This is a genomic window from Gardnerella sp. DNF01189, from assembly GCF_049244195.1.
Classification (GTDB): domain Bacteria; phylum Actinomycetota; class Actinomycetes; order Actinomycetales; family Bifidobacteriaceae; genus Bifidobacterium; species Bifidobacterium swidsinskii.
Window position 1 is genome coordinate 475,229 of record NZ_CP058385.1, and the last position, 21,697, is coordinate 496,925.

The 21,697-nt window shown below is 42.8% G+C and carries 19 protein-coding genes, 1 tRNA gene and 2 pseudogenes; 3 read left to right on the forward strand and 19 right to left on the reverse strand.

The window, feature by feature from the left end; all coding sequences use genetic code 11:
* Positions 1-37 precede the first annotated feature (37 nt).
* Together hemW and lepA are read right to left on the reverse strand one after the other, a co-directional pair.
* Positions 38-1,360: a radical SAM family heme chaperone HemW gene (hemW, locus tag HXT41_RS01970; RefSeq protein ID WP_004108768.1), complete on the reverse strand. Its 1,323-nt coding sequence runs from the start codon at positions 1,358-1,360 to the stop codon at positions 38-40.
* Positions 1,357-3,237 (reverse strand): translation elongation factor 4, encoded by a 1,881-nt coding sequence (lepA, locus tag HXT41_RS01975; protein ID WP_012914227.1) that lies wholly within the window; start codon positions 3,235-3,237, stop codon positions 1,357-1,359. The genes hemW and lepA overlap by 4 nt, the downstream gene beginning before the upstream one ends.
* A gap of 262 nt (positions 3,238-3,499) precedes the next feature.
* Here lepA and rpsT point away from each other — a divergent pair, with 262 nt between their 5' ends.
* A complete protein-coding gene (rpsT, locus tag HXT41_RS01980; RefSeq protein ID WP_004106518.1) occupies positions 3,500-3,760 on the forward strand; it encodes a 30S ribosomal protein S20 in 261 nt (86 codons plus the stop codon).
* Between the two features lie 97 nt (positions 3,761-3,857).
* On the opposite strand, the gene HXT41_RS01985 is transcribed toward rpsT, so the two are convergent.
* The 6 genes and pseudogenes from HXT41_RS01985 to HXT41_RS02010 all read right to left on the reverse strand — a co-directional run bounded on the left by HXT41_RS01985 (position 3,858) and on the right by HXT41_RS02010 (position 8,447).
* A complete protein-coding gene (locus HXT41_RS01985) occupies positions 3,858-4,136 on the reverse strand; it encodes a hypothetical protein (RefSeq protein ID WP_033888441.1) in 279 nt (92 codons plus the stop codon).
* Between the two features lies 1 nt (position 4,137).
* Positions 4,138-4,695, reverse strand: a complete 558-nt coding sequence (locus tag HXT41_RS01990; protein WP_012914229.1) for a hypothetical protein — start codon at positions 4,693-4,695, stop codon at positions 4,138-4,140.
* A 309-nt stretch (positions 4,696-5,004) separates the two neighbouring features.
* Positions 5,005-5,400 (reverse strand): annotated as a pseudogene (locus tag HXT41_RS01995) (transposase-like zinc-binding domain-containing protein); the annotation flags it as partial.
* A 154-nt stretch (positions 5,401-5,554) separates the two neighbouring features.
* Positions 5,555-6,268, reverse strand: coding sequence for a trimeric intracellular cation channel family protein (locus HXT41_RS02000; RefSeq protein WP_041160500.1), 714 nt, complete (start codon positions 6,266-6,268; stop codon positions 5,555-5,557).
* 140 nt (positions 6,269-6,408) lie between these two features.
* Positions 6,409-7,578: a branched-chain amino acid aminotransferase gene (locus HXT41_RS02005; protein WP_004108753.1), complete on the reverse strand. Its 1,170-nt coding sequence runs from the start codon at positions 7,576-7,578 to the stop codon at positions 6,409-6,411.
* 245 nt (positions 7,579-7,823) lie between these two features.
* Entirely contained in the window at positions 7,824-8,447 is a 624-nt protein-coding gene (locus HXT41_RS02010; protein WP_012914231.1) for a 50S ribosomal protein L25/general stress protein Ctc, read from the reverse strand.
* 326 nt (positions 8,448-8,773) lie between these two features.
* On the opposite strand from HXT41_RS02010, the gene HXT41_RS02015 reads away from it, so the two are divergent.
* Positions 8,774-10,822, forward strand: coding sequence for an AMP-dependent synthetase/ligase (locus HXT41_RS02015; protein ID WP_012914232.1), 2,049 nt, complete (start codon positions 8,774-8,776; stop codon positions 10,820-10,822).
* 180 nt (positions 10,823-11,002) lie between these two features.
* Here the strand turns inward: HXT41_RS02015 and era are convergent, their stop codons facing one another.
* The 6 genes from era to HXT41_RS02045 all read right to left on the reverse strand — a co-directional run bounded on the left by era (position 11,003) and on the right by HXT41_RS02045 (position 16,641).
* On the reverse strand, positions 11,003-12,064 hold the full coding sequence (era, locus tag HXT41_RS02020) for a GTPase Era (protein WP_064621622.1): 1,062 nt from the start codon (positions 12,062-12,064) through the stop codon (positions 11,003-11,005).
* A 22-nt stretch (positions 12,065-12,086) separates the two neighbouring features.
* Positions 12,087-13,586 carry a hemolysin family protein gene (locus HXT41_RS02025; RefSeq protein WP_116994696.1) on the reverse strand — a complete coding sequence of 500 codons (1,500 nt, stop codon included), beginning with the start codon at positions 13,584-13,586 and terminating at the stop codon, positions 12,087-12,089.
* 20 nt (positions 13,587-13,606) lie between these two features.
* Positions 13,607-14,167: an rRNA maturation RNase YbeY gene (gene ybeY / locus HXT41_RS02030; RefSeq protein ID WP_064340645.1), complete on the reverse strand. Its 561-nt coding sequence runs from the start codon at positions 14,165-14,167 to the stop codon at positions 13,607-13,609.
* 3 nt (positions 14,168-14,170) lie between these two features.
* The gene (locus HXT41_RS02035) at positions 14,171-15,364 is read right to left on the reverse strand and encodes a PhoH family protein (protein ID WP_064621624.1); all 1,194 of its coding nucleotides are present in this window, start codon (positions 15,362-15,364) and stop codon (positions 14,171-14,173) included.
* 3 nt (positions 15,365-15,367) lie between these two features.
* Positions 15,368-15,730 carry a histidine triad nucleotide-binding protein gene (locus HXT41_RS02040; RefSeq protein ID WP_004108733.1) on the reverse strand — a complete coding sequence of 121 codons (363 nt, stop codon included), beginning with the start codon at positions 15,728-15,730 and terminating at the stop codon, positions 15,368-15,370.
* Between the two features lie 113 nt (positions 15,731-15,843).
* A complete protein-coding gene (locus tag HXT41_RS02045) occupies positions 15,844-16,641 on the reverse strand; it encodes a 16S rRNA (uracil(1498)-N(3))-methyltransferase (RefSeq protein ID WP_103013857.1) in 798 nt (265 codons plus the stop codon).
* Positions 16,642-16,735: 94 nt separating this feature from the next.
* Between HXT41_RS02045 and HXT41_RS02050 the strand changes: the two genes are divergently transcribed.
* Positions 16,736-17,830 (forward strand): succinate dehydrogenase/fumarate reductase iron-sulfur subunit, encoded by a 1,095-nt coding sequence (locus HXT41_RS02050; protein ID WP_103013856.1) that lies wholly within the window; start codon positions 16,736-16,738, stop codon positions 17,828-17,830.
* 1 nt (position 17,831) lies between these two features.
* On the opposite strand, the gene HXT41_RS02055 is transcribed toward HXT41_RS02050, so the two are convergent.
* The 5 genes and pseudogenes from HXT41_RS02055 to HXT41_RS02075 form a co-directional block, all read right to left on the reverse strand.
* Positions 17,832-18,635 (reverse strand): TIGR00730 family Rossman fold protein, encoded by an 804-nt coding sequence (locus tag HXT41_RS02055; protein ID WP_103013855.1) that lies wholly within the window; start codon positions 18,633-18,635, stop codon positions 17,832-17,834.
* A gap of 72 nt (positions 18,636-18,707) precedes the next feature.
* A pseudogene (locus HXT41_RS02060) lies at positions 18,708-19,946 on the reverse strand (Na+/H+ antiporter NhaA); the annotation flags it as partial.
* A gap of 167 nt (positions 19,947-20,113) precedes the next feature.
* Positions 20,114-20,187: transfer RNA gene (locus tag HXT41_RS02065), tRNA-Arg, on the reverse strand.
* A gap of 152 nt (positions 20,188-20,339) precedes the next feature.
* A complete protein-coding gene (locus HXT41_RS02070; protein ID WP_004108705.1) occupies positions 20,340-21,014 on the reverse strand; it encodes an ATP-dependent Clp protease proteolytic subunit in 675 nt (224 codons plus the stop codon).
* Between the two features lie 2 nt (positions 21,015-21,016).
* A complete protein-coding gene (locus HXT41_RS02075; protein WP_004108703.1) occupies positions 21,017-21,628 on the reverse strand; it encodes an ATP-dependent Clp protease proteolytic subunit in 612 nt (203 codons plus the stop codon).
* Between the last annotated feature and the right edge of the window lie 69 nt (positions 21,629-21,697).

Sequence of the window (21,697 nt, forward strand, 5' to 3'; positions counted from 1 at the left end):
AATTTTCGTATATCAAGCATTTATGACACAATACGCACTATTTTAGCACGGTAAGGCCTTCTTCACACGCGTCGACAATTCTTTCTATTAATAAATCGTTGAGCAGCCTACCTTTGCGTGTTGCGATAATGCGATTTTCGTGCAACACTGCCAAATCTTCCTTACACACTTCGCGTAACACTTTTTGCAAATGCGAATCATCGAACACCTTATTAGTTTCGCGCATCTTTTCGCACAATTGCAAAATATTAAGACCTTCTTTAATGCGAAGCCCAAGCATTACTTCTTCAATAAGCGCATCTTCAGCATTTATACACTCGTAGTTTTGCCACGGCACATTTCCAAGATTTATAGCATGCGCCCATCGTTTTGGGTGCAAAATATCCCATGAGCGAAGGTTATAAAACTCGTTTGGATTAGCTAAAGAAGCACTATCATCCATGCTTTGTTTACTAATACGATTGGCAGCATTGTAGTGCGAATGTGCTCCAGGACCAATTCCAGCCCAATCAATATTTCGCCAGTAGCCAAGATTATGTTGAGATTCAAAACCCGGACGCGCCCAATTAGAAATCTCGTACCATTGTAATCCAGCAGAGTTAAAAAGTTCGTCTGCCAACTCGTATTTTTGAGCTTCATCATCGTCGTTTGGCGCTTGAATAGTGCCAGCAGCGATTTGACGACCCATTTTTGTGCGCGGCTCTACCGTTAGCGCATATGCAGAAATATGGTTAACACCTAGGCTTAAAGCCATTTCTACTGACTCTCGCCAATCGTCTAGACTCTCTCCCGGAGCGCCATAAATCAAGTCAACACTTGAACGCAAACCACATGCGTTTGCTGCTTTTACACCGCGAGTTACGTTTTCTGGAGTATGCGTGCGGTCAAGAGTTTTAAGAACATGCGGCACTGCTGATTGCATTCCGAAAGATATTCGCGTAAATCCGCCTTCTGCAAGCGTTTCAATATACTTTTCGTCTGCAGTATCCGGATTTGCTTCAGTAGTTATTTCCGCGTCTTTATTAAACCCCCACAAGTTGCGTATTTCTTGCAAAATTCGCACTAAATCTTGCGCTTTAAGAACTGTTGGAGTGCCTCCACCGAAGAAAACAGATTGCGCTTTAGGTTCGAAAATTCCGTGATATTCCTGCCATTTTTTTACAAGACGCATCTCTTGAATCGCAACATCCGCATAACCTTCGCGACTTGCACCTTCACCCAAATCGCGAGCAGTATACGTGTTAAAATCGCAATAACCGCAGCGGCGCAAGCAAAACGGCACGTGCACGTACACTTCAAAAGGCATACTTTCAGTTTGCATAGCTGATTTATTTAATTCAGCATCCAACTCTAAACTCATCCTTCAGACTTTTGCGCTGCGCGAATCTTATCTTTAGTATCGCGATCGTTTGCGCTCTCGTCTGTAGCCAAAGCCGCAACGAATGCTTCCTGCGGAACTTCAACATGTCCGAGCATCTTCATGCGCTTCTTACCAGCCTTCTGCTTTTCAAGAAGCTTACGTTTACGCGTAATATCGCCGCCGTAGCATTTAGCGAGCACGTCTTTTCGAAGAGCGCTAATAGTTTCACGAGCAATAATTCTAGAGCCAATTGCAGCCTGAATTGGAATTTCAAACTGCTGACGAGGAATAAGTCCACGAAGCTTCTTAGTCATCATAACGCCGTAAGAATAAGCCTTATCTCGGTGCACAATCGCACTAAAAGCGTCAACCTTATCTCCCTGAATAAGAATATCAACTTTCACTAAATCGGCAGCTTGCTCGCCATCTTCGTGGTAGTCAAGAGAAGCATAGCCTTTTGTGCGGCTTTTAAGCTGATCAAAGAAGTCAAAAACGATTTCTGCAAGAGGAATCCTGTAATGCATTTCCACGCGGTCTGCACTAATGTATTCCATTGTGCCCATTTCTCCGCGATGATCCTGGCACAAATCCATTACAGCACCAATAAATTCTTTCGGCGTAATAATATCTGCAGCAACCATTGGCTCAATAATGCGCTTAATCTTGCCTTCTGGAAACTCGCTAGGATTTGTTACGTGATGTTCTTTACCATCTTCGCTAGTGACGTCATAAGTTACGTTAGGAGCAGTGGAAATAAGATCCAAGCCAAACTCGCGGCTTAAGCGCTCTGAAACAATCTCCATGTGTAGAAGACCTAAGAATCCACAACGGAAACCAAAGCCCAACGCAACAGACGTTTCTGGCTCGTAAATAAGAGCTGCATCATTAAGTTTTAGCTTGTCGAGAGCATCTCGAAGATCTGGGAATTGAGCGTTATCAATTGGGAAAAGACCTGCGTAAACCATAGGTTTAGGGTCGCGGTAGCCATCCAAAGGCTCAGATGCAGGATTTACGGCGCTAGTAATAGTGTCGCCGACTTTAGATTGACTCACGTCTTTTGCGCCTGTAATTACGTAACCTACTTCCCCAGCTCCAAGCGCCTTTGTTGGAGTCATATCTGGGCTAATAACGCCGATTTCAATAGGATCGTGCGTCATGCCGATTCCCATCATATGCAATTTTTCGCGCGACTTAAGTTCGCCATCAACCATACGAATATAGGTGACAATTCCGCGATACGAATCATATACTGAATCAAAAATGAGCGCGCGAGCAGGAGAATCAGGATTTCCGCTTGGGGCTGGAACTTCCAGCACAATTTGATCAAGTAAGTCTTTAACACCTTCGCCGGTTTTACCAGAAACGCGCAACACGTCCTCCGGCTTGCAACCAATTAATCCAGCTATTTCTTCAGCATGCTTGTCTGGCTCTGCGCTTGGCAAGTCGATTTTGTTAAGCACAGGAATAATCGTCAAATTGTGGTCGATTGCCATATAAAGATTAGAAAGCGTTTGCGCTTCAATGCCCTGAGTTGCGTCAACAAGCAGCACCGCACCTTCGCATGCTGCCAGCGCGCGTGAAACCTCGTAAGTAAAATCGACGTGACCAGGAGTATCAATCATGCCAAGCGAATACTCTTTGCCTTCAAAAGTCCACGGCACTCGAACAGCCTGAGATTTAATAGTAATACCGCGCTCTTGCTCAATATCCATGCGATCCAAGAAACGGTCTCGCATTTCACGCTCTGGCACGATTCCTGAAAGTTGTAAAATGCGGTCAGCTACAGTAGACTTGCCGTGATCGATATGCGCAATAATGCAGAAATTGCGTATCAACGATTGATCCGTAAATCCTGGCTGGTTATGCGGTGTAATCAAGGCAAATATCTCCTTTTAAGAATGCGAATACATGAAAACATGCAAACATAAATCAAGCACTATAACTAATCAATATTAGCAAATCTACTACCTTAGCGTAAAGTGCAAAATACGAAAGTTATTTATTAAATAGCATATTCAATAAGTTTTTAATTAAACCAACAATAACAAATTAATTATATAAACTACTATATTTATCTAATAAGCATGATACACTTATCATTTGTATGTCCTTATATAGCAAACGTCGTTTGGAGTAACAGTGGCAAACATTAAGTCGCAGAAAAAGCGTGTTCTCACTAACGAGAAAGCACATAAGCGTAACGTAGCAGTAAAGTCTGCTTTGAAGACTGCTATTCGTGCTACTCGTGAAGCCATCACCGCTGGTGATAAGGCTGCAGCGCAGGCCGCTTTCGCAGTAGCCGCTAAGAAGCTTGACAAGGCTGCAGGTCGTGGCGTGATTCATAAGAATCAGGCTGCAAACCGCAAGTCTGGTCTTGCTGTAGCGATTAACGCTCTGTGAAGTTTGTGCAGGTAACTGCATAACACAGCATGTAAGGAAAATCCCCAGTACCAATCGGTGCTGGGGATTATTTATATCACTCTATCGGCAACGTAATTTAGACGATATACGCCAATACGAGTACCACTACGAGTATAACTGCCACGGCAGCAGCAAACACCACGTAATCCATCGGCTTCACATGGTGATGCTGCAACAATGCATGGCATACAAACGCTGCGATCAGCAAGATTACCCCTGAAATAGCATTGGCATACCAAGGTAAATGATTGATGCACGAGAAAACAACACTCGTCAGCCAAATGGTAGCAAACGAAGCAAGCCATGACCGATGCCCTGTTGTGGCATGCTTCTTCGAAATAGTTGCATCATCCATATTAACACCCCAATGCTGCTGTCAAAGTGCCACCTGCAGCGCTACAAGCTATATCAGCCGAAACACCAGCAATTGGTGACGCCAATCCAGAAATACCAAGTGATAATGGAGTACAAACTGTTGCATCCCATAAAACATTCCATCCCACACCAATCCATTTAGGAATACAATGATGTTTCTTTCCACCACGTTCTAAAGCTGTCTCTAAGGAAACAGTAGGAGCAATCCTATGAAGAACTTTGCTATAACCAAAATCAACATGCTGCCCGTCATGAACTGTTAAATTGATAGTTGCTATAGTATGATTTGTTGCATCTCTCCAAGTAGCTATATTATTCTTTACTACGATAGTATCACCAGCTAGCGTATGCACATTCAATCCTTGTCCAGATACTGGAACAATTGAACGTCGACCATCTGGAGAACGCAATCCTCTCATTTCAGACTTAAAATTCCCATATTGTGATGTTGATTGAACTGCAAAAGATGGAGTTGCAAACACCATACTTCCAAGTAATGATGCTGCAGCTATTAACAATGAACTAACTTTCTTCATCATAAGATGACCTCTCTAATATTGGCCTTATCAATTAGTGAGTAAGCGTATTCCAGTAAACAGCATGTTGGCCAAACATGTGGTGAGTGATTCACGTTGTTATGCTCACAAGGCGATAATATAATACTTGATTGATAGAAACGCCGTCATAATCAGGTAAGCGGCAAAAGTGTGTCTGTAAACGTGTTTATTCAGGCGTGTCGTTAGTGTAGTGTTCCTTTTCTAATTGATATATCTGGGTAGTAATCTGCCCTACATAAGTCAAAGCTTGTATCGAAACCCGAAGACCCAATTGATTGCTGGTCATCAATAATTTTCTTTGTTACACCATTGCAAAGCAATAACTTTACCCTTGCTTGCCGCGGTTAATAAACACCACCCGTATGGAAGGTATGTTCCATCGATTTGAACATAGTCATAAATTTCGCCTGTCTCGGGTAATTCTGGTTTAACATTCCAATACCATTCAATCCGATATCGCCATGTTCTATCAGAACCACTAGGACAGGCTTCACATTGAGTCTGGTTTCCCATAATCCAATGAATGAATTTATCAAATTGTGCTACATGTGTAATATCTTAACGTTTCCTTGTAAAAGACATTCCACATGCAGTACATCTCCAACGGATAGCACCTTTACGTGTTCTACCATTTCTCTTCATTGAATGAGAGCATATTGGGCAGCGTTTACTACTTAATCTAGGCATGTATTAAGCACATCGCACGCCTTATACCTCTATTTGTTTTCAATGTCAAGTAATACTAAATGTTAAGCTTTTTAGCTTAATGACAGCGAGCTTCCCTTGGTATTTCAACGAAAACTCGGGTTTTTAGACACACTTTTTTGCCGCTTACCCAATATTAACGATGACGACGATTATTAATACGACGAATACGAGGACGTCTAACCTTAATAGGTTCCGTGCGGTTCATTGCTCCAAATAAAGTTAAATCTAGTTTCACAGACAACAAACGCATTGCAACAACAAGAGCAACAATAAGGACATCAAGCAATATTTCAACAGTTAAACCAAAATAACCTGCATGCCTTGCTTTTACAACAAAAACGGTTAGTACACATCCCACTGAAGCAGGGAAAGCGTACCAATGCTTATCCCGCACAATAACAGGAACTTGGTTCAAAATCATGTCGCGAATCAAACCGCCTCCTAAAGCAGTTGCCATTCCTAAAAATACTGAAGCCATACCAGACATGTGGAAATCCAAGCCTTTTGCTGTGCCATTCACCGCAAACAAACCCAATGCCAAAGCATCAAGCGTAAGCATAAGCCAACGCCATTTATCAATCTCAGGGTGAGCAACAGCCACAATAACACCAGAAAGCAAACCTGTAATAACAAAACCACGATCAGCAATACCAACAGGCGGCAATGCTCCAAGCAACACATCACGAACAATACCGCCACCCAATGCAGTTATCCAAGACGTAGTAATAATCGCAAAAACATCATAATTCTTACGAATAGCCCACATGCCGCCAACCATGCCACAACATCCCATAGCAACATACTCAACTATAAGAAAAAAGATGTTATCCCCTAACGCACCTTCCAAAGCATTTCCCTTCAAATAAATTCACCAAAACACTGCGCGCATAACAAACAAACGCGTTGTACTCTATACGATATCTAAATATAGAGTACAACGCGCCATAAGCAACATTAGATTAGATAATATTAACTAACTTATATAAATCAGTCGCAAACTTTCCACATCCAGTTATGCTTATCTTCGACATCACCGAGTTGAATGCCAAGTAACTCATCGCGCAAAGCCTGAGTCAACTCACCAACACCACCATCGGCAACCTTAAGATCGAATTCATCGGACTTAAAGCGACCAATTGGCGTAATGATTGCAGCAGTACCGCAAGCAAAGACTTCAGTAACCTCGCCAGAACGAATGTCGTCAAGCAACCCTTGAAGAGGAATCATGGTTTCAACAACCTTATGTCCTGCTTCCTCAGCAAGCTGAATCAAAGAACGACGCGTAACGCCAGGAAGAATACTGCCAGTAAGAGATGGAGTTTCCAAATGGCCATCCTTGTGGAGTGCGAACATATTCATGCCACCAAGCTCTTCCAAATAAGTCTTAGTTGCAGCATCGACGAAGCACACCTGCTCGCAACCGTGCTCAATACCCTTGTATTCACCAAGCAAGGAAGCAGCGTAATTTCCACCGCACTTAGCAAAACCAGTACCACCAGGACCAGTACGGAACCACTGATCTTCAACCCAAATGCTAACAGGCTTCAAACCACCCTTGAAGTATGGGCCGGATGGAGAAGCGATAACACAGTATTCAACTTCGTGAGCTTCGCGCACACCGAGGAACGGCTCGGAAGCAAACATGAATGGACGCATGTAAAGCGTATACTCTCGACGGCTCGGAACCCATTGCTTATCTCGCTTTACCAAGGCTGCAACCGATCCAATAAAATCATCAATAGAGAGTTCCGGCAAATACAAACGCTTAGCAGAATTTTGGAAACGAGCAGCATTAATATCTGGGCGGAAAAGCCAAATAGAGCCGTCGGCGCGCTTATAAGCCTTCAAACCTTCAAAGCACTCCTGAGCATAGTGCAACACAGATGCACCTGGATCCATTTTCAATGGACCATAAGGCTCTACACGACGATCAGACCATCCTTCGCCTTTAGTCCAAGACATATGAACCATATTGTCGGAGAAAATCTGACCGAAAGCAGGCTTATCAATAAGTTCGTTGCGCTTTGCGTCCGAAACTGGATTATCATTCGGCAGAACTTCAAAGTTGCCAGCCAATTTGTTCAACAGAGTTGTATCGCTATGATCATAAGACTCATAAGCGTCAGAAAACTCTGGAGCTACTTCTAAATCAGCCATTATGTCTCTTTTCTATGTGGATTATTTCTACTTGCCTTTTACCGCAATTAACGTATAGAATAATACGATTCTTGTTTTTCGCAAAACTTACACGCCAAAATTTTTCAAAAAATATTTCAAGAAATACGCTTTAAACTAAAATTTATTTAGCAAATTCATTGATTTATACAAAAAGCCGCATAAGAACTGACTTATGCGGCTTAAAATTTTAAACTATTTTATAAGTTATAAGTGAATACGTTAACTTACTTTTCTTCTGCAGCAGGAGCAGCAGCTGGAGCGGCGGCAGCAGCATCTGCAGCAGGAGCAGCAGCTTCGGCTGTAGCAGCATCTTCAGGAACAGTGACGCTCACAACGGATTCTTCGCCATCCATATCGAGCTCAACACCCTCAGGAAGCTTGACATCCTTAGCAAACACCTTGATGCCGTCGGTCAAACCATCAACGTTAACAACCAAACGCTCTGGCAAGTTAGCAACGTCTGCGCGAACCTTGAGCTCCTGGACATCCACGAATGCAACTGCAGCACCCTTTGGAGTGCCTTCAACGAAGACTGGAACTTCAACGTCAATCTTTTCGCCAGCCTTAACTTCGTAGAAGTCAATGTGTTCTACAATGCGCTTAACAGGGTTACGCTGAACATCCTTAACAACTGCAATGCGAGATTCCTTGCCAAACTTAATAGTGAACAAAGCATTAGCGTGACGCAAAGCCAAAGTGGTTTCGCGCATTGGAAGAGTAACATGCACTGGTTCAGCACCGCCAGCATAAAGGCTTGCTGGAATCAGCTTAGCTACGCGCAAACGACGAGCAACACCCTTACCAAACTCAGTGCGCAATTCGCCTTCAAGAGTAATTTTTGTAGCCATATCGGTCTCCTTATGGTCTGGATAGTTTAGTTTGTTAATCCAGCTTCAGGCGCACCGACGCGCCGAAAACCATAAGAGGCTATCAGCCCAGTCGATAACGGAACTCTGCCACAAAGCTAGCGGCATATTCCCTCGCCAAAGCAACTTTGCTATTCTAACGACAGGCTACGACTTATGGCAAATACAAAATTATTACTAATCAAATCGAATATAACTGCTACTTGAGCATACGAACGATTATTATAGTTAATAGTATGCAAGTGCATAGCATGATACTATGATGTGCGCTTAATCCGCAAGCCGTTTGGCATAATGAAGGAGCAAATGTGTCCGTTTTTAATGCACTCCAACAGCAAGCGTTTAATCTTGCCCGTAAAGCATTGCGTATTGGCAGTAACTTCGCGCACCCAGTCAGCGATGACCGTGCAGGCGAACCAGACTACCTTAATACGGATCAAGAAAACACAAATACTTTACTTTCACAAAAGCAACGCCTTCCACACGTAGAAGAGTGGGGCGCGCAAATGCCAACAACGACGTTTATCGATCCGGAAACAGGCTTGCTGACCACAAAAACCGAAAGCGCAGCACCTCTTGACGAAGGCACAAGCATTTATGACTTATATGCAGATCGCGCAGCACGTATGGGTGACGATCCGCTTTACACTTATAAAGAAAACGATAAGTGGGTCACAAAAACAGCTAATCAGTTCCTTCAAGAAGTACGCGATGCTGCAAAAGGTTTGATGCACTACGGATTGCGCAAAGGCGACGCCGTTGCCCTTATGTGCAAAACATCATATGAGTGGGACGTCACCGACGCAGCAGTTATGGCTTGTGGTGGTGTTCTTGCAACTATTTATGACACGGATTCAGCTGAGCAAATTCGCAATATTGTGAATAATTCCGACTCGCGTTTCCTTATTGTTGAAACAACTGACATGCGAGATAAAGCTGATGGAGCTATTGAAGAATGTCCAAGCTTGGAACGCATTATTTGCATTGAAACAGGCGGTTTAGCAGAACTTCAAGCTTTCGGATACGCTGTTAGCGATGAGGAACTAGATGCTCGCATTGATTCTGTAAAGAAAACAGACTTGTGCTCTATTGTTTACACTTCTGGTTCCACAGCTGCACCTAAAGGCGTGGAAATGACTCACGAACACTATTGCACTACAGCGTTGAATTTGCCTGTTTACTTGCCAAATTTGCTTAGCGAAAAAGACGGTTCTGTGCTTTTGTTCCTTCCTCAAGCACACTCTTTTGCAAGAGCAATTAACTATATTGTTGTTGCAAGTACGTTGCGCATTTATATTGCTCAAGGTATTCCTACTTTGATTTCTGATTTGCAAGTTGCAAAACCTACGGTTATGATCGTTGTCCCTCGAGTTCTTGAGAAGGTTTATAACGCAGCTTCGCAGAAGGCTGGTCACGGTGCTAAAGGCTTGGCTTTCCAGGGTGCTGTTGTGACGGCTCAACAGTATATGAAGGAAGTTCAGGAATTTGGTGATGCTAAAGCTCTTACTAAAGCTCGCCGCACTGCTTACGATCCGCTTGTTTATCGTCCACTTCGTCAAGCTCTTGGCGGTCGCGCACGCTGGATTGTTGCAGGTGGAGCTCCTCTAGATCCTGAATTGCTTTCATTCTTCCGCGGAGCAGGAGTTCCTGTCTACGAAGGTTATGGTCTTACAGAAACTACTGCACCATGCGCGTTTACTCCTATTGGAGTTCCATTCCGAGAAGGTTCTGTTGGCATCGCATTCCCAGCTTTTACTTTGCGAATCGCATCCGACGGCGAAGTTCAAATTAAAGGCACTTGCGTATTCCATAAGTATCACAAAAACGATGAAGCAACAGAAACTTCATTTACTAAAGACGGATGGTATGCAACAGGCGATTTGGGACGAATTGACGACGATGGCATGCTTTATATTACCGGACGTAAGAAGGATTTGATCATTACTGCTGGCGGTAAGAATGTTGCTCCTGGACCTATTGAAGAGATGATTAAGAGATGCGAACTTGTGTCTCAAGCTCTCGTTCTTGGAGATAAGCGTCCGTTTATTTCTGCACTTGTTACTTTAGACGAAGAAACTTTACGAAATTGGCTTAAACTCAAGGGTCTTGACGCCACTATGAGCATGGAAGAGGCTGCTAATAATGCTGTCGTTCGTGCTGAAGTGCAAAAATTTATAGATCTTGCCAACGAAGGCGTGTCACGCGCAGAATCTGTGCGAAAGTTCATTATTTTGCCAGAAGAGTTTACGCAAGAAAACGGCTTAATGACTGCGTCTATGAAGATTATTCGTCCACGAGTTATTAAGCGCTACACTACTTTACTTAATACACAAATGTATACGACGCGCAAAAAGTAGTTTGTTTAAATTAACTTAACTAAGTGCATATCGCAAAACCGCGGCTTAACTTGTTTTATTCAACTTGCTCGCCGCGGCTTTGCATTAATTTACGACAATTTTGTGCAAACACATTAGGCTTAAGGCACAATAAAATTAAGTAATTGTCCAATAATATCGAAATAAGCAAAATATGCTCTACTAGAACCCTAAACGCTCAAGCTTCTTAGGGTCGCTCTGCCATCCTTTTGCAACTTTCACATGCAATTCAAGCACAGCTTTTGTTCCAGTAATACGATTTACCGCCGTGCGCAAACGCTTCTTTACGCGCACTAAATGCTCCGCACGATGACCAATAATAATCGGCTTTTGAGAATCACGCTCAACATAAACAGATACAAGCACATGCGCTTTATTGTCATCATATTGAGTATCTTCGCCATCCCCCGGATACACAATATCGTCAACTACAACAGCTAAAGAATGAGGCAACTCGTCGTCCAACTCTTCCAAAAATGCGCCGCGAATAAGCTCCGAAATCATGCTTTCTGGGCTTTCCTCACTAAGCTGATCCGCCGGATACATTTGCGGACCTTCCGGCAAGTTCTGAATCAAAACATTCTTAACTTCGTCAACATTGTCGCGTTCCAACGCACTCACAGGCACAATATCCGTAAAATCGGCAAACTGCTGAATTTGAAGCAAATGCGCAACTAACTCGCTGCGGCTAAGCGTATCGATTTTCGTAACAATACCGATAAGCGGAACTTTCCAAGTCCAATTGCCCTTCTCATCTTTTTTAGCAAAATCAGAACGAAGTCGACTCAGAATTCGCCTATCCCCAGGACCAATCTCCTGGTCTGCTGGAAGCAAAAATGCAATCGCGTCAACATCTGAAAGTGACTCGTCAACAATATCGTTCAAACGCTGACCAAGAAGCGTACGAGGACGGTGAATACCAGGAGTATCAACCAACACCATTTGTGCATTATCGGTAGTAACAATCCCTCGAATAGCTTTACGCGTAGTTTCCGGACGAGACGACGCAATAGCAATTTGCGTACCAATAAGAGCATTCATAAGCGTAGACTTACCAACGTTTGGTCTACCAACTACAGCTACGAAACCGGAACGATAACCGTGAAAATCAGGAGTAGAAATCGTTGCGCGAGTTGAAGCGTCTAGATTTGCAAACATCTCGTCGTCAAAGTCATCAGTGTCATCGAAGTCATCAGTATCGTCAAAGTTGTTAATATTATTCACGTTATTCTTACCGTCCAGTTCTTTATTTCAGCATATTCGTTTGTTTCATAGTACTAGCTTGCTTCAAAGCATTGGTTTGTTTGCTTTCAGCAGATTTTTCGGAAGAGCTAATGTCATTTTGATTATCCTTAGACTCTTCCAAAACTTGCGCATCTCGTTCTACTAAAATAGTAGATACTTTCTTTCGCCTACCAGCTGAATCTACAGCAGTTAATTTTAGTCCTCTTGTAACAGCACTGGAACCAACAATCGGCACATTGCCAATCAACTTCGTAAGCAAACCAAACACAGTATCCACATCGTCTTCGTCAATATGAACTTCAAAAATATCTTCCAAATCTGCGATTGACGTTCGAGCAGGCATCTTCCACACGCCGTCACGTATTTCTTCCGGATCTGCATGCTGAGTGCGATCGTGCTCATCTTCCAACTCGCCAACAATTTGCTCAATAGCATCCTCAATAGTAACCAAGCCTGCAATACCGCCGTATTCGTCAACCACTACTGCCACATGCTGGCGAATTCGTTGCATTTCATGGAATAAATCGTCAACCGGCTTCGACTCAGGAACAAGCATAGGGTCTCGGCTAATTGTTTCAATTGCTCTAGAAGATGCTGCAGGATTAAACACAGTAGCGCGTACAGCATCCTTCAAATAAGCAACGCCTACTAAATCATCTACAGAATCTCCAATGACGGGAACTCGAGAAAATCCTGAACGAGAGCATAATTTAAGGAAATTTTCCAGCGTTTCGTCACTTTTTACGCAAATCATATCAGTTCTAGGCACCATTATTTCGCGAGTCAAAGTATCTGAAAGCGTGAGCACATTGCGCATCATTTCAGAAACTTCCGGATCGAAATCATTCGCTTCAACAAGTCGGTCAATACTCGCCTTTGCTTGATCCAGCTGAATATCTTCCAAAGCTTCATCATCTGAAAGATCAACATGCTTTTTCCTAGAAGTGACGTCAACATCGCTAGCAATATGCACTAAAGGATTAATCGCAATAGCAATAGACACAATGCGAGAAAGCCGTATCAACTTTGCTACAGGTTGAGCCGCACCAACCGAACGTGGACGAACAAGAATAGAAATCACAGCTACAACTACTGAAACAACAACACCAATAATAAGAGTTACCCATAAAGGCGAGCCGAAAAATGCAGCTAAAGAAGCAAACAAAACTCCATCTAAAACGTTACATAGCACACGCACAAAAGCACATGCTCCAGAAGTTGTATAACGGTCAGCAATCAGTTTTTTTACACGATGGATTCTAGCAATTCGACGCATACGCACTATGGCACTAGTTTCATCATCATGCATTTGCGCTTCAATCATAAGATTATTTAAGCTTGCACGAGTAACTCTAGGCAATGCCCCTTCTGCAGCAGCCATAGCAAGCGAAAGCCATACAAGCAGCATTGCCAGCATAAGCAATGCGGCTAAACCAATCCAGACATGCAACGGCAATTGCGGAACTGATATGCTAGAAAATATTCGTTTAATATATTCCATAATTATGCTCTTAATGCGCTTTAATGCTGTTTTTTATTTTTATTTTTGACGCTACTCGCTTCATGCTCAGCATCGTAACGCTCAAGCTCGTTTACTGCACCTTCTGGCAAAGTTGCATCATACAATTCTCCAGATCGAGCAGCGAAAAAAGTAAGCATTAGTTGACGTTGCAAACCAAACATTTGCTTTTCTTCTTCCGGAGTAGTGTGATCGTAGCCAAGCAAATGCAAAATACCGTGAATAGTTAGCAACAACATTTCTTCCATAGTACTATGCCCAGCTGCGAGCGCCTGCTGTTGAGCAACCCACGGGCAAATCACCAAGTCTCCAAGCATTCCTTCAGAAACTTTTTCATCGCTTCCAGGAGTAAGTTCGTCCATTGGGAAACTCATAACATCCGTTGGGCCTTCTAGGTTCATCCAACGTTCATGCAAACAGGCAATTGGCTCTGGATCAACAAAAGTAATTGATAAATCCGAATGCGTACTTACTTTCATTTGTTGAAGAACCCACATTCCAAGATCTGAGAAGATTTTAGCGTCAATATTCCACACTGTTTCATTCATGACTTCAATGCTCATGATTTATCCGTTATTCCTCTCAGTAGATTCTTTAGTACGTTCACGTTTTTTACGCTCAAGCATTGCATCGTAATTTTCGTATGCTTCCACAATACGACCAACCAAAGCATGACGCACAACGTCTTCTGCTTGCAAATGCACAAAAGCAATATCTTTAACTTCGCCCAAAATCTTCTCGATAGAAACAAGACCAGAACGTACAACTGCTAAATCAACCTGCGTGCTATCTCCTGTAATCACCATGGTTGTATTAAAACCAAGTCGAGTCAGGAACATTTTTAATTGCTGAACAGTCGCATTTTGCGCTTCATCAAGAATAACAAAAGCATCGTTTAATGTGCGCCCTCGCATATAAGCAAGAGGAGCAACTTCAACAACATTCTCGTCAAGATAGCGTTTTAGTTGTGCAGATCCAAGCATATCAGAAAGTGCATCATAGAGTGGACGCAAATATGGATCAACCTTATCGTTTAAAGTACCAGGCAAGAATCCTAAGTTTTCGCCAGCTTCAACAGCAGGACGAGTAAGAACAATTCTGCGGACTCTTCCATCTTCCAATGCACGAACAGCTTTAGCAACTGCTAAATACGTTTTTCCAGTGCCAGCAGGACCAATCCCAAACGTTACAATATTGCAATCCATTGCTTGCACGTACGCTGTTTGTCCAGCAGTTTTTGCGCGAACAGGATTTCCTCCAGCAAACGTAATCACGCCTTTACTCATTCGAGCTCTTCTACTCATAGCACGGCGATGCGCTTCTTCACTAGAAGGCAACAGCTCACTTGAATCTCTTGAAAACTCATTTTCAGTGCGCGAAACAGAATTATTAATTACATACGACGAAGAAGTAATACTATTCCCAAGCACTCCACCATCATGACCGATACGGTTTATACGCACATTGTGTTCACCGTTATGCAAAATATCACGCTCAAGCATGCGTCTTACTTCGTACGCATCCATAGGTTGTTCGTAAGCCGCATCAATCATGCGTCTAAACGCATACTCAGCTTTAGCTGCATCTTCATCTGCTCTAGCTGAACGAGCAACAATTTGAACATCTTTGCCTCGCACAGTAATATCTGCTTCTGGAAAAGCATGTTCTACTTCACGCAAACCAGCATCTGCAGCACCTAAAACTGCAACCGAGCTTAATTCGCTAGGAATTTGCACAAAACGCGTAGTACTTTTCGTCACGGTTTACAAGCTACCTTCTACAAGTTTTTCGCCAGTCAATACATGAGCATGAACATGAAACACTGTTTGACCAGCATCAATACCAGTATTAAATACGAGTCGATAATCACCGTTGAATTCATCATCAGCAATTTTTTGCGCAACACCAGCAATATGAGCCAAAGTTTCAGGAGCCTTACTAGCAAGCTCAGCAACATTCTTATAGTGATTGCGCGGCACAATCAGCACATGCACTTTTGCTTGCGGATTAATATCTTTAAAAGCAACTACCGAATCGTCTTCATAAACTCTGCTGCTCGGTATTTCTCCAGCAACAATTTTACAAAAAATGCAATCAGCATCAGTATTGTAAGTGATACCACTCATGGTTTCTCCCCTATTTGTTACTAAATGAAATCAATGCCTTAAGCTAAAAAGCAATCGACATGCTTCTTACTATTTTACACAATTATGAGCACTTTTAGATACGATTTATGCGATTATTCGTAACGTCCTAAAGCGCGCGAAAGAAGAGAAAGAGCTACAGGGCCTGCAGTAGATGCACGAAGAATATTACTGCCTAAAACGCAGCTTTTAGCACCAGCATCAATAAACATTGACACTTCATCGTCACTAATACCGCCTTCTGGCCCAACCAAAACGTAAACAGTGCGCTCTTTACCATCCTCCAAACAGCGCTCGCTAAGAGTATTTACTGCTTGTTCTATTTGATTCCAGCAATCAGTTGCGTCTTGATGCAATACAATTACGAGATTTCCGTAAACGCACGCACGCCTACATATTGCCACTATTTGCTTGCTTGAAACACATTCTTGAAGTTCAGGCATCCATGCGCGACGAGATTGCTCTGTAGCAGACTGTAAAACTTGGCTCCAACGCTTATCTGTGCGACCAGGTTTCCACTTTGCAATTGAACGATCCGCACACCAAGGGATTACTTCATCCACGCCAATTTGCGTAGCCATATCAATTGCTTGCTCATCGTGCCCTGTTTTTGCCAAAGCTTGAACAAGCGCAAGTCTAGTCATGCGAGGAGCTTCCCTAGTAAATGCTTCTACACAAACCAAGCCGTTTTCTACATCCGTCACCTTTGCGTGAATGCGCAAGCCTTTGCCGTCAGAAAGTTGCAAAGCATCGCCTTCTGATAACCGCATGGCGGATATAGCGTGACGTTTTACTTGAGATGGAAGCGCAATCGTCCACCCTTCTTCGATTCCTTCTGCAAGCACAGGAGCATTATCGTGATCAGTATCAAGCAAAAATAAAGCGTCAGTCATAGTTCAAGCCTAACGTGAGGATGCGCCAAGTACTAAAAAATGTTTCTGTGCAAGTATTGTGGCAAACTAGAACAGTACGTATTGGAGGTTTGCAATGAGTAATGAGCTTGGTGATAACACTGCGCTTGTTACTTTGCGTATTTCACGTTTTACTCCATTTGATAAATCTGAAGATAATTCAAACAGTAAACAGACGGAGCACAAGCGCAGAGAAAGTCCTTTTGCGCGCAGGAAGCGCAGTAATCCTTTCGCAAAACTAGATTCTTCAGAAAATAACATAAACAATTCTTCAGAATCTAGTGAATCCAGAATATCTAGTGAATCCAGTGAATCTTCCGAATCTTACGAATCTTCTCCAAAACGAATTCAAGGTAAGCATTGGGTTCAAGATTACAGTTTACGCGTTCATTCTACTGACACTATTCTTGACTGTTTACTAGCTATTAAACGCACAATCGACCCAACTTTAGCTTTCCGCTACTCATGCGGTCACGGCGTTTGCGGTTCTGACGCTGCAAACGTAAATGGCATGCCAACCTTACTATGCAGTGCAACTATTGGCGCAAACGCACGTCCTGAAAGCACAGATAGCGTGCAATCTCGAGGCTTTAGAAAAACTGGCACTACAAGCAGCTCCTCACAGCCGGCAAAATCGCCAACTTTAAAGCAAAAATCTAAAGAAACTACCACTTTGCAAAATGGCACTTTTGGTATTATTGAGCTTGCTCCACTTTCAGGATTTGCAGTTCAGCGAGATCTTATTTGCGATATTTCGCCTATGATTTCGCAAATAAAACGCTTAGAACCTTATTTGCAAGCATCTAACGTTTCTACGAGAAATACTGAAGGGAAACTCCAGCTTATTGAGTTTTTGCAACATCCTGAGGAACTTAAAAAATTTGAGCTTTTGAGCAATTGCATTATGTGCGGTGCTTGCGAAGGAATTTGCCCAATTTATGCAGGCGGAGAAGCCTTTATTGGGCCTGCAGCATTGGTTAACGCGGCTCGTTTTATTTACGATTCCAGAGACAACGCAACAGAGCATCGTCTTGATCTAATAGACAGCAGTGACGGTATTAGCGCATGCCAGTCAGTTAGAGCATGTTCAAGACAATGCCCTCGCGGAATTGATATTGGCGAAGAAATTTGGCAGCTTACAACGCTTGTAAACGAGCGCAAAAACTCTTAGATTATTCAATTCCAGATGCTATGCGCACCGCCTCTATTGGGTCGTCTGTAACAGCAAACAAGTGCGGATCGAGCGAAGAAATAAAACCTCGTTGAGTTACTGTAGACTTCAGCCAGTCAATCAAACCATTCCAGTACGAAGTACCGAAAAGAACAACAGGCACGCGCGCAACCTTATGCGTTTGCACTAAAGTCAAAGCTTCAAACATTTCATCCATTGTGCCAAAACCGCCAGGGCACACAATAATTCCAGAAGAATACTTCATAAACATTGTTTTACGCACGAAAAAATACCGAAATTGCATGCCAAGATTAATCCATTTATTCAAACCCTGCTCATGAGGAAGCTCAATCCCCAATCCTACAGACGTACCACCAGCTTCTGCAGCTCCACGGTTTGCAGCTTCCATAATTCCAGGACCGCCACCTGTAATAACAGCAAAACCACGTTTTGCAAGCTCTGAGCCCATAGTGCGCGCTAAAGAATACTCGGGATCGTTTTCTTTTATTCGAGCAGAACCAAAAATACTAACAGCTTTACCTAACGATGCAAGCGCGTCAAAACCATCAACAAACTCAGCTTGAATACGAAGCGCACGCCACGGATCCGCACTACGCCAATCCCATCTTTTATCTACTTCTACACCAACTCCAGAAACAAGCTGCTGATTGTTATCGTTACGAAGAAGCGTCTCTGTAGTGCTCTCCTTAGGAATCATAGAACCGCGCATCACAACAGAACCACGATGATACGTGTTATTCCAAGGTGGAACATCTACTGAAAAATCTTCTTTACTATTAAACATGATTTCTCCATTAGAAACTTACTTGCAAAGATGTTAAGAATATAATTGAAATTAGTCTTCAACTTCATCTAATTCTTCTTCCATATGCTTTGATTGCATAGAAAGTAAGAATCCAGAAACTCCTGCAGCAATAATAGAAGCAACAAGAACTCCAAAACGTGCTTCAGCAGACAAATCTGCGTCAGAATACGCAAGAGAAGCAATAAGAAGAGAAACAGTGAAACCAATTCCACACGCACATGCTGTAGGCATTAAGTCTACTACTCGAAGACCATCAGGAACTTTCAAGCCCAGAACACGCTTTGATATCCAAGCAGTTACCATAATTCCAACAGGTTTACCAACAACAAGAGCAATAGTGATGGCAATCAAAATTGGCGAGAAGAACAACTCCCAAGTCAATGTTTCAAAATGCACTCCTGTAGCGAAAAGAGCGAAAATTGGAAGAGCCAATAACGCAGAAACAGGCTGAATTTTTTCACGATAGCGTTCAGCCCGAAGCGTTTGTTCACCATGAACTAAATGCGCCGGAGTTAGCAAACCCACCATTACTCCAGCTAAAGTTGGATGCACACCAGCTTCATACATCATAATCCATGCCATAATTCCTACTATTACAACCAACGGCCACGGAACACGCTTTAAACGCACTAAAGTAGTCCAAACCAAACCACAAGCAACTACTCCAGCAAACCAATACCATGCGTTAAGAGACGAGAAGAACACAGCAATAAGTGCTATTCCAAGCAAATCGTCTACTGTAGCAAGAGTCATAAGAAATGCGCGCAAAGCATGTGGCAAAGTTTTTGCAAATAAAGCAAGAACAGCAAGAGAGAAAGCTATATCCGTTGCCGTAGGTATTGCCCACCCGTCACGAACCATATCAAGCGAAGGTAAAGCGCCAGAAGTAAGACGCATAATCTCCTGCCCGGCATGCAATTCAGAAAATACAGTTACCGTAGCAACAAACAGTAAAGGAGGTACAATCATTCCACCAACAGCACAAATCATTGGCATTGCAGCTGCACGAGGATCAGAAAGCGAACCAGCAATAAGTTCGTGTTTTAAATCTAAGCCAACTGACAGGAAGAAAATAGTAAGCACGCCGTCTTGCACCCAATGACCAATTGACATATGTATATTCGTCCACGGAATGCCTACATGAGTATGCGATATGGCTTCAAATATTGGCGCTGTTAAAGGAATGTTTGCAAGCAATAAGCCAGTAAGAGCAAAACCAAGCATAATTAATCCAGAAATTCGCTCATTATTTGCAATATTGCAAGCTATTCTCCAACTGCGTCGTATCATATTGTAAATATTTCCTCCACTAAATGCATTTATAGCATTTATAGCGTTTATAACGTTTTATAGTGCAAAATATGTGATTCGCACTTTCAAGTATAACTGAGAGGCATAAACCGAGCTAGTTGCATACGAATAAAAAAACGCGGAGCAAAAGCTTCGCGTTTTGTTTGTGCGCCAGACAGGATTCGAACCTGCAACCTTCTGATCCGTAGTCAGATGCTCTAATCCGTTGGGCTACTGGCGCATGTTTCCAGCCTCAAGAACCATGTCCTTGTTTCCGGCAACTTGACTAATATACAACCATCTGCACTAAAACACAAACCCCGGCGTGTCGACCGGGGTTTGTTGTTAAAAATACTGATATTGATAAATATCCGCTAAGTTGTAAAGATTGAATTATGCTCTACGCTCAAGCACTTCGTCAACCATTCCATAAGCTTTGGCTTCTGAAGCAGTCAAAATAGTATCAACTTCAATATCTTTACGAATACGCTCAATATCTTGACCAGTATGTTTTGCAAGCGTTGATTCTAACCAAGAACGCAAACGCAACATTTCCTTAGCCTGAAGCTCAATTTCAGTAGCTTTACCAAAATCTTGGCCCATTGCAGGCTGATGAATAAGCACACGCGCATTTGGTAAAATCATGCGCTTACCAGCAGCTCCAGCAGCAAGAATAATAGCAGCAGCAGAAGCAGCCTGACCCAAGCAAACAGTTTGAACATCTGGATTAATGTACTGCATGGTGTCATAAATCGCAGTCATAGCAGTCATCGAACCACCAGGTGAATTAATGTACATCATCACATCGCGATCAGAATCCATGCTCTCTAAAACAAGCAACTGAGCCATAATGTCATCAGCAGAAGTGTCATCTACTTGCACACCCATGAAAATAATGCGATCTTCAAACAACTTAGTGTAAGGATCCTGAGTTTTCATGCCGTATGGAGTTTGCTCGCCAAACTGAGGCAATACGTAACGATTAGTAATGCGCTGAGCAGAAGTAACACCGCCAAAACCAGCTAAACGCTCGGCACGCGCAACAAACTTTGCTTCTTCACTTGCCATAATTACTCCTCACCGCGCATAGAAGCAGGAGTGGTCACAATCTTATCTACGAAACCATACTCCAAAGCTTGCTGAGCTGTAAACCAGTGATCGTATTCATTATCTCGGTAAATTTCCTCTACCGTATGACCAGTCTGCTTTGCAGTCAATTCAGAAAGCGTTTTTTTCATATCCATAATAAGCTCTGCATTAATTCGTACATCTGTAGCAGTACCACCGACACCGCCAGAAGGTTGATGCATAAGCACACGCGCATGCGAGGTAATATAACGCTTACCAGGAGTGCCAGAACTAAGCAAGAACTGACCCATAGATGCAGCCATGCCAACAGCAATAGTCGCAACATCTGGCTCAATTAATTGCATAGTATCGTAAATTGCCATACCAGCAGTAATTGAACCTCCAGGCGAATTAATATACAGCCAAATATCCTTCTTAGGGTCTTCCGCAGCAAGCATTAACATTTGTGCGCAAATAACATTGGCATTCTCGTCTTTTACTTCAGATCCCAACCAAATAATGCGATCTTTTAGCAATCGATTAAAAATAGAATCAGTTGATGTAGACGCTTCAGCCTGTTCCATCACAGGAGAAGCTGTAAAAAGCTCAGTCACTATATCTCCTTGTTACCACGTAATTATTTCTACACTACCTTGTGCGCATGACCACATAGAAAATATTGC

Excerpts from the sequence above, each read along its gene's own strand:
- hemW (WP_004108768.1), bottom strand. The coding sequence starts at position 1,360 with ATGAGTTTAGAGTTGGATGCTGAATTAAATAAATCAGCTATGCAAACT.
- HXT41_RS01985 (WP_033888441.1), bottom strand. The coding sequence starts at position 4,136 with ATGGATGATGCAACTATTTCGAAGAAGCATGCCACAACAGGGCATCGG.
- HXT41_RS01990 (WP_012914229.1), bottom strand. The coding sequence starts at position 4,695 with ATGATGAAGAAAGTTAGTTCATTGTTAATAGCTGCAGCATCATTACTT.
- HXT41_RS02005 (WP_004108753.1), bottom strand. The coding sequence starts at position 7,578 with ATGGCTGATTTAGAAGTAGCTCCAGAGTTTTCTGACGCTTATGAGTCT.
- HXT41_RS02010 (WP_012914231.1), bottom strand. The coding sequence starts at position 8,447 with ATGGCTACAAAAATTACTCTTGAAGGCGAATTGCGCACTGAGTTTGGT.
- HXT41_RS02025 (WP_116994696.1), bottom strand. The coding sequence starts at position 13,586 with ATGGAATATATTAAACGAATATTTTCTAGCATATCAGTTCCGCAATTG.
- ybeY (WP_064340645.1), bottom strand. The coding sequence starts at position 14,167 with ATGAGCATTGAAGTCATGAATGAAACAGTGTGGAATATTGACGCTAAA.
- HXT41_RS02040 (WP_004108733.1), bottom strand. The coding sequence starts at position 15,730 with ATGAGTGGTATCACTTACAATACTGATGCTGATTGCATTTTTTGTAAA.
- HXT41_RS02045 (WP_103013857.1), bottom strand. The coding sequence starts at position 16,641 with ATGACTGACGCTTTATTTTTGCTTGATACTGATCACGATAATGCTCCT.
- HXT41_RS02050 (WP_103013856.1), top strand. The coding sequence starts at position 16,736 with ATGAGTAATGAGCTTGGTGATAACACTGCGCTTGTTACTTTGCGTATT.
- HXT41_RS02055 (WP_103013855.1), bottom strand. The coding sequence starts at position 18,635 with ATGTTTAATAGTAAAGAAGATTTTTCAGTAGATGTTCCACCTTGGAAT.
- HXT41_RS02070 (WP_004108705.1), bottom strand. The coding sequence starts at position 21,014 with ATGGCAAGTGAAGAAGCAAAGTTTGTTGCGCGTGCCGAGCGTTTAGCT.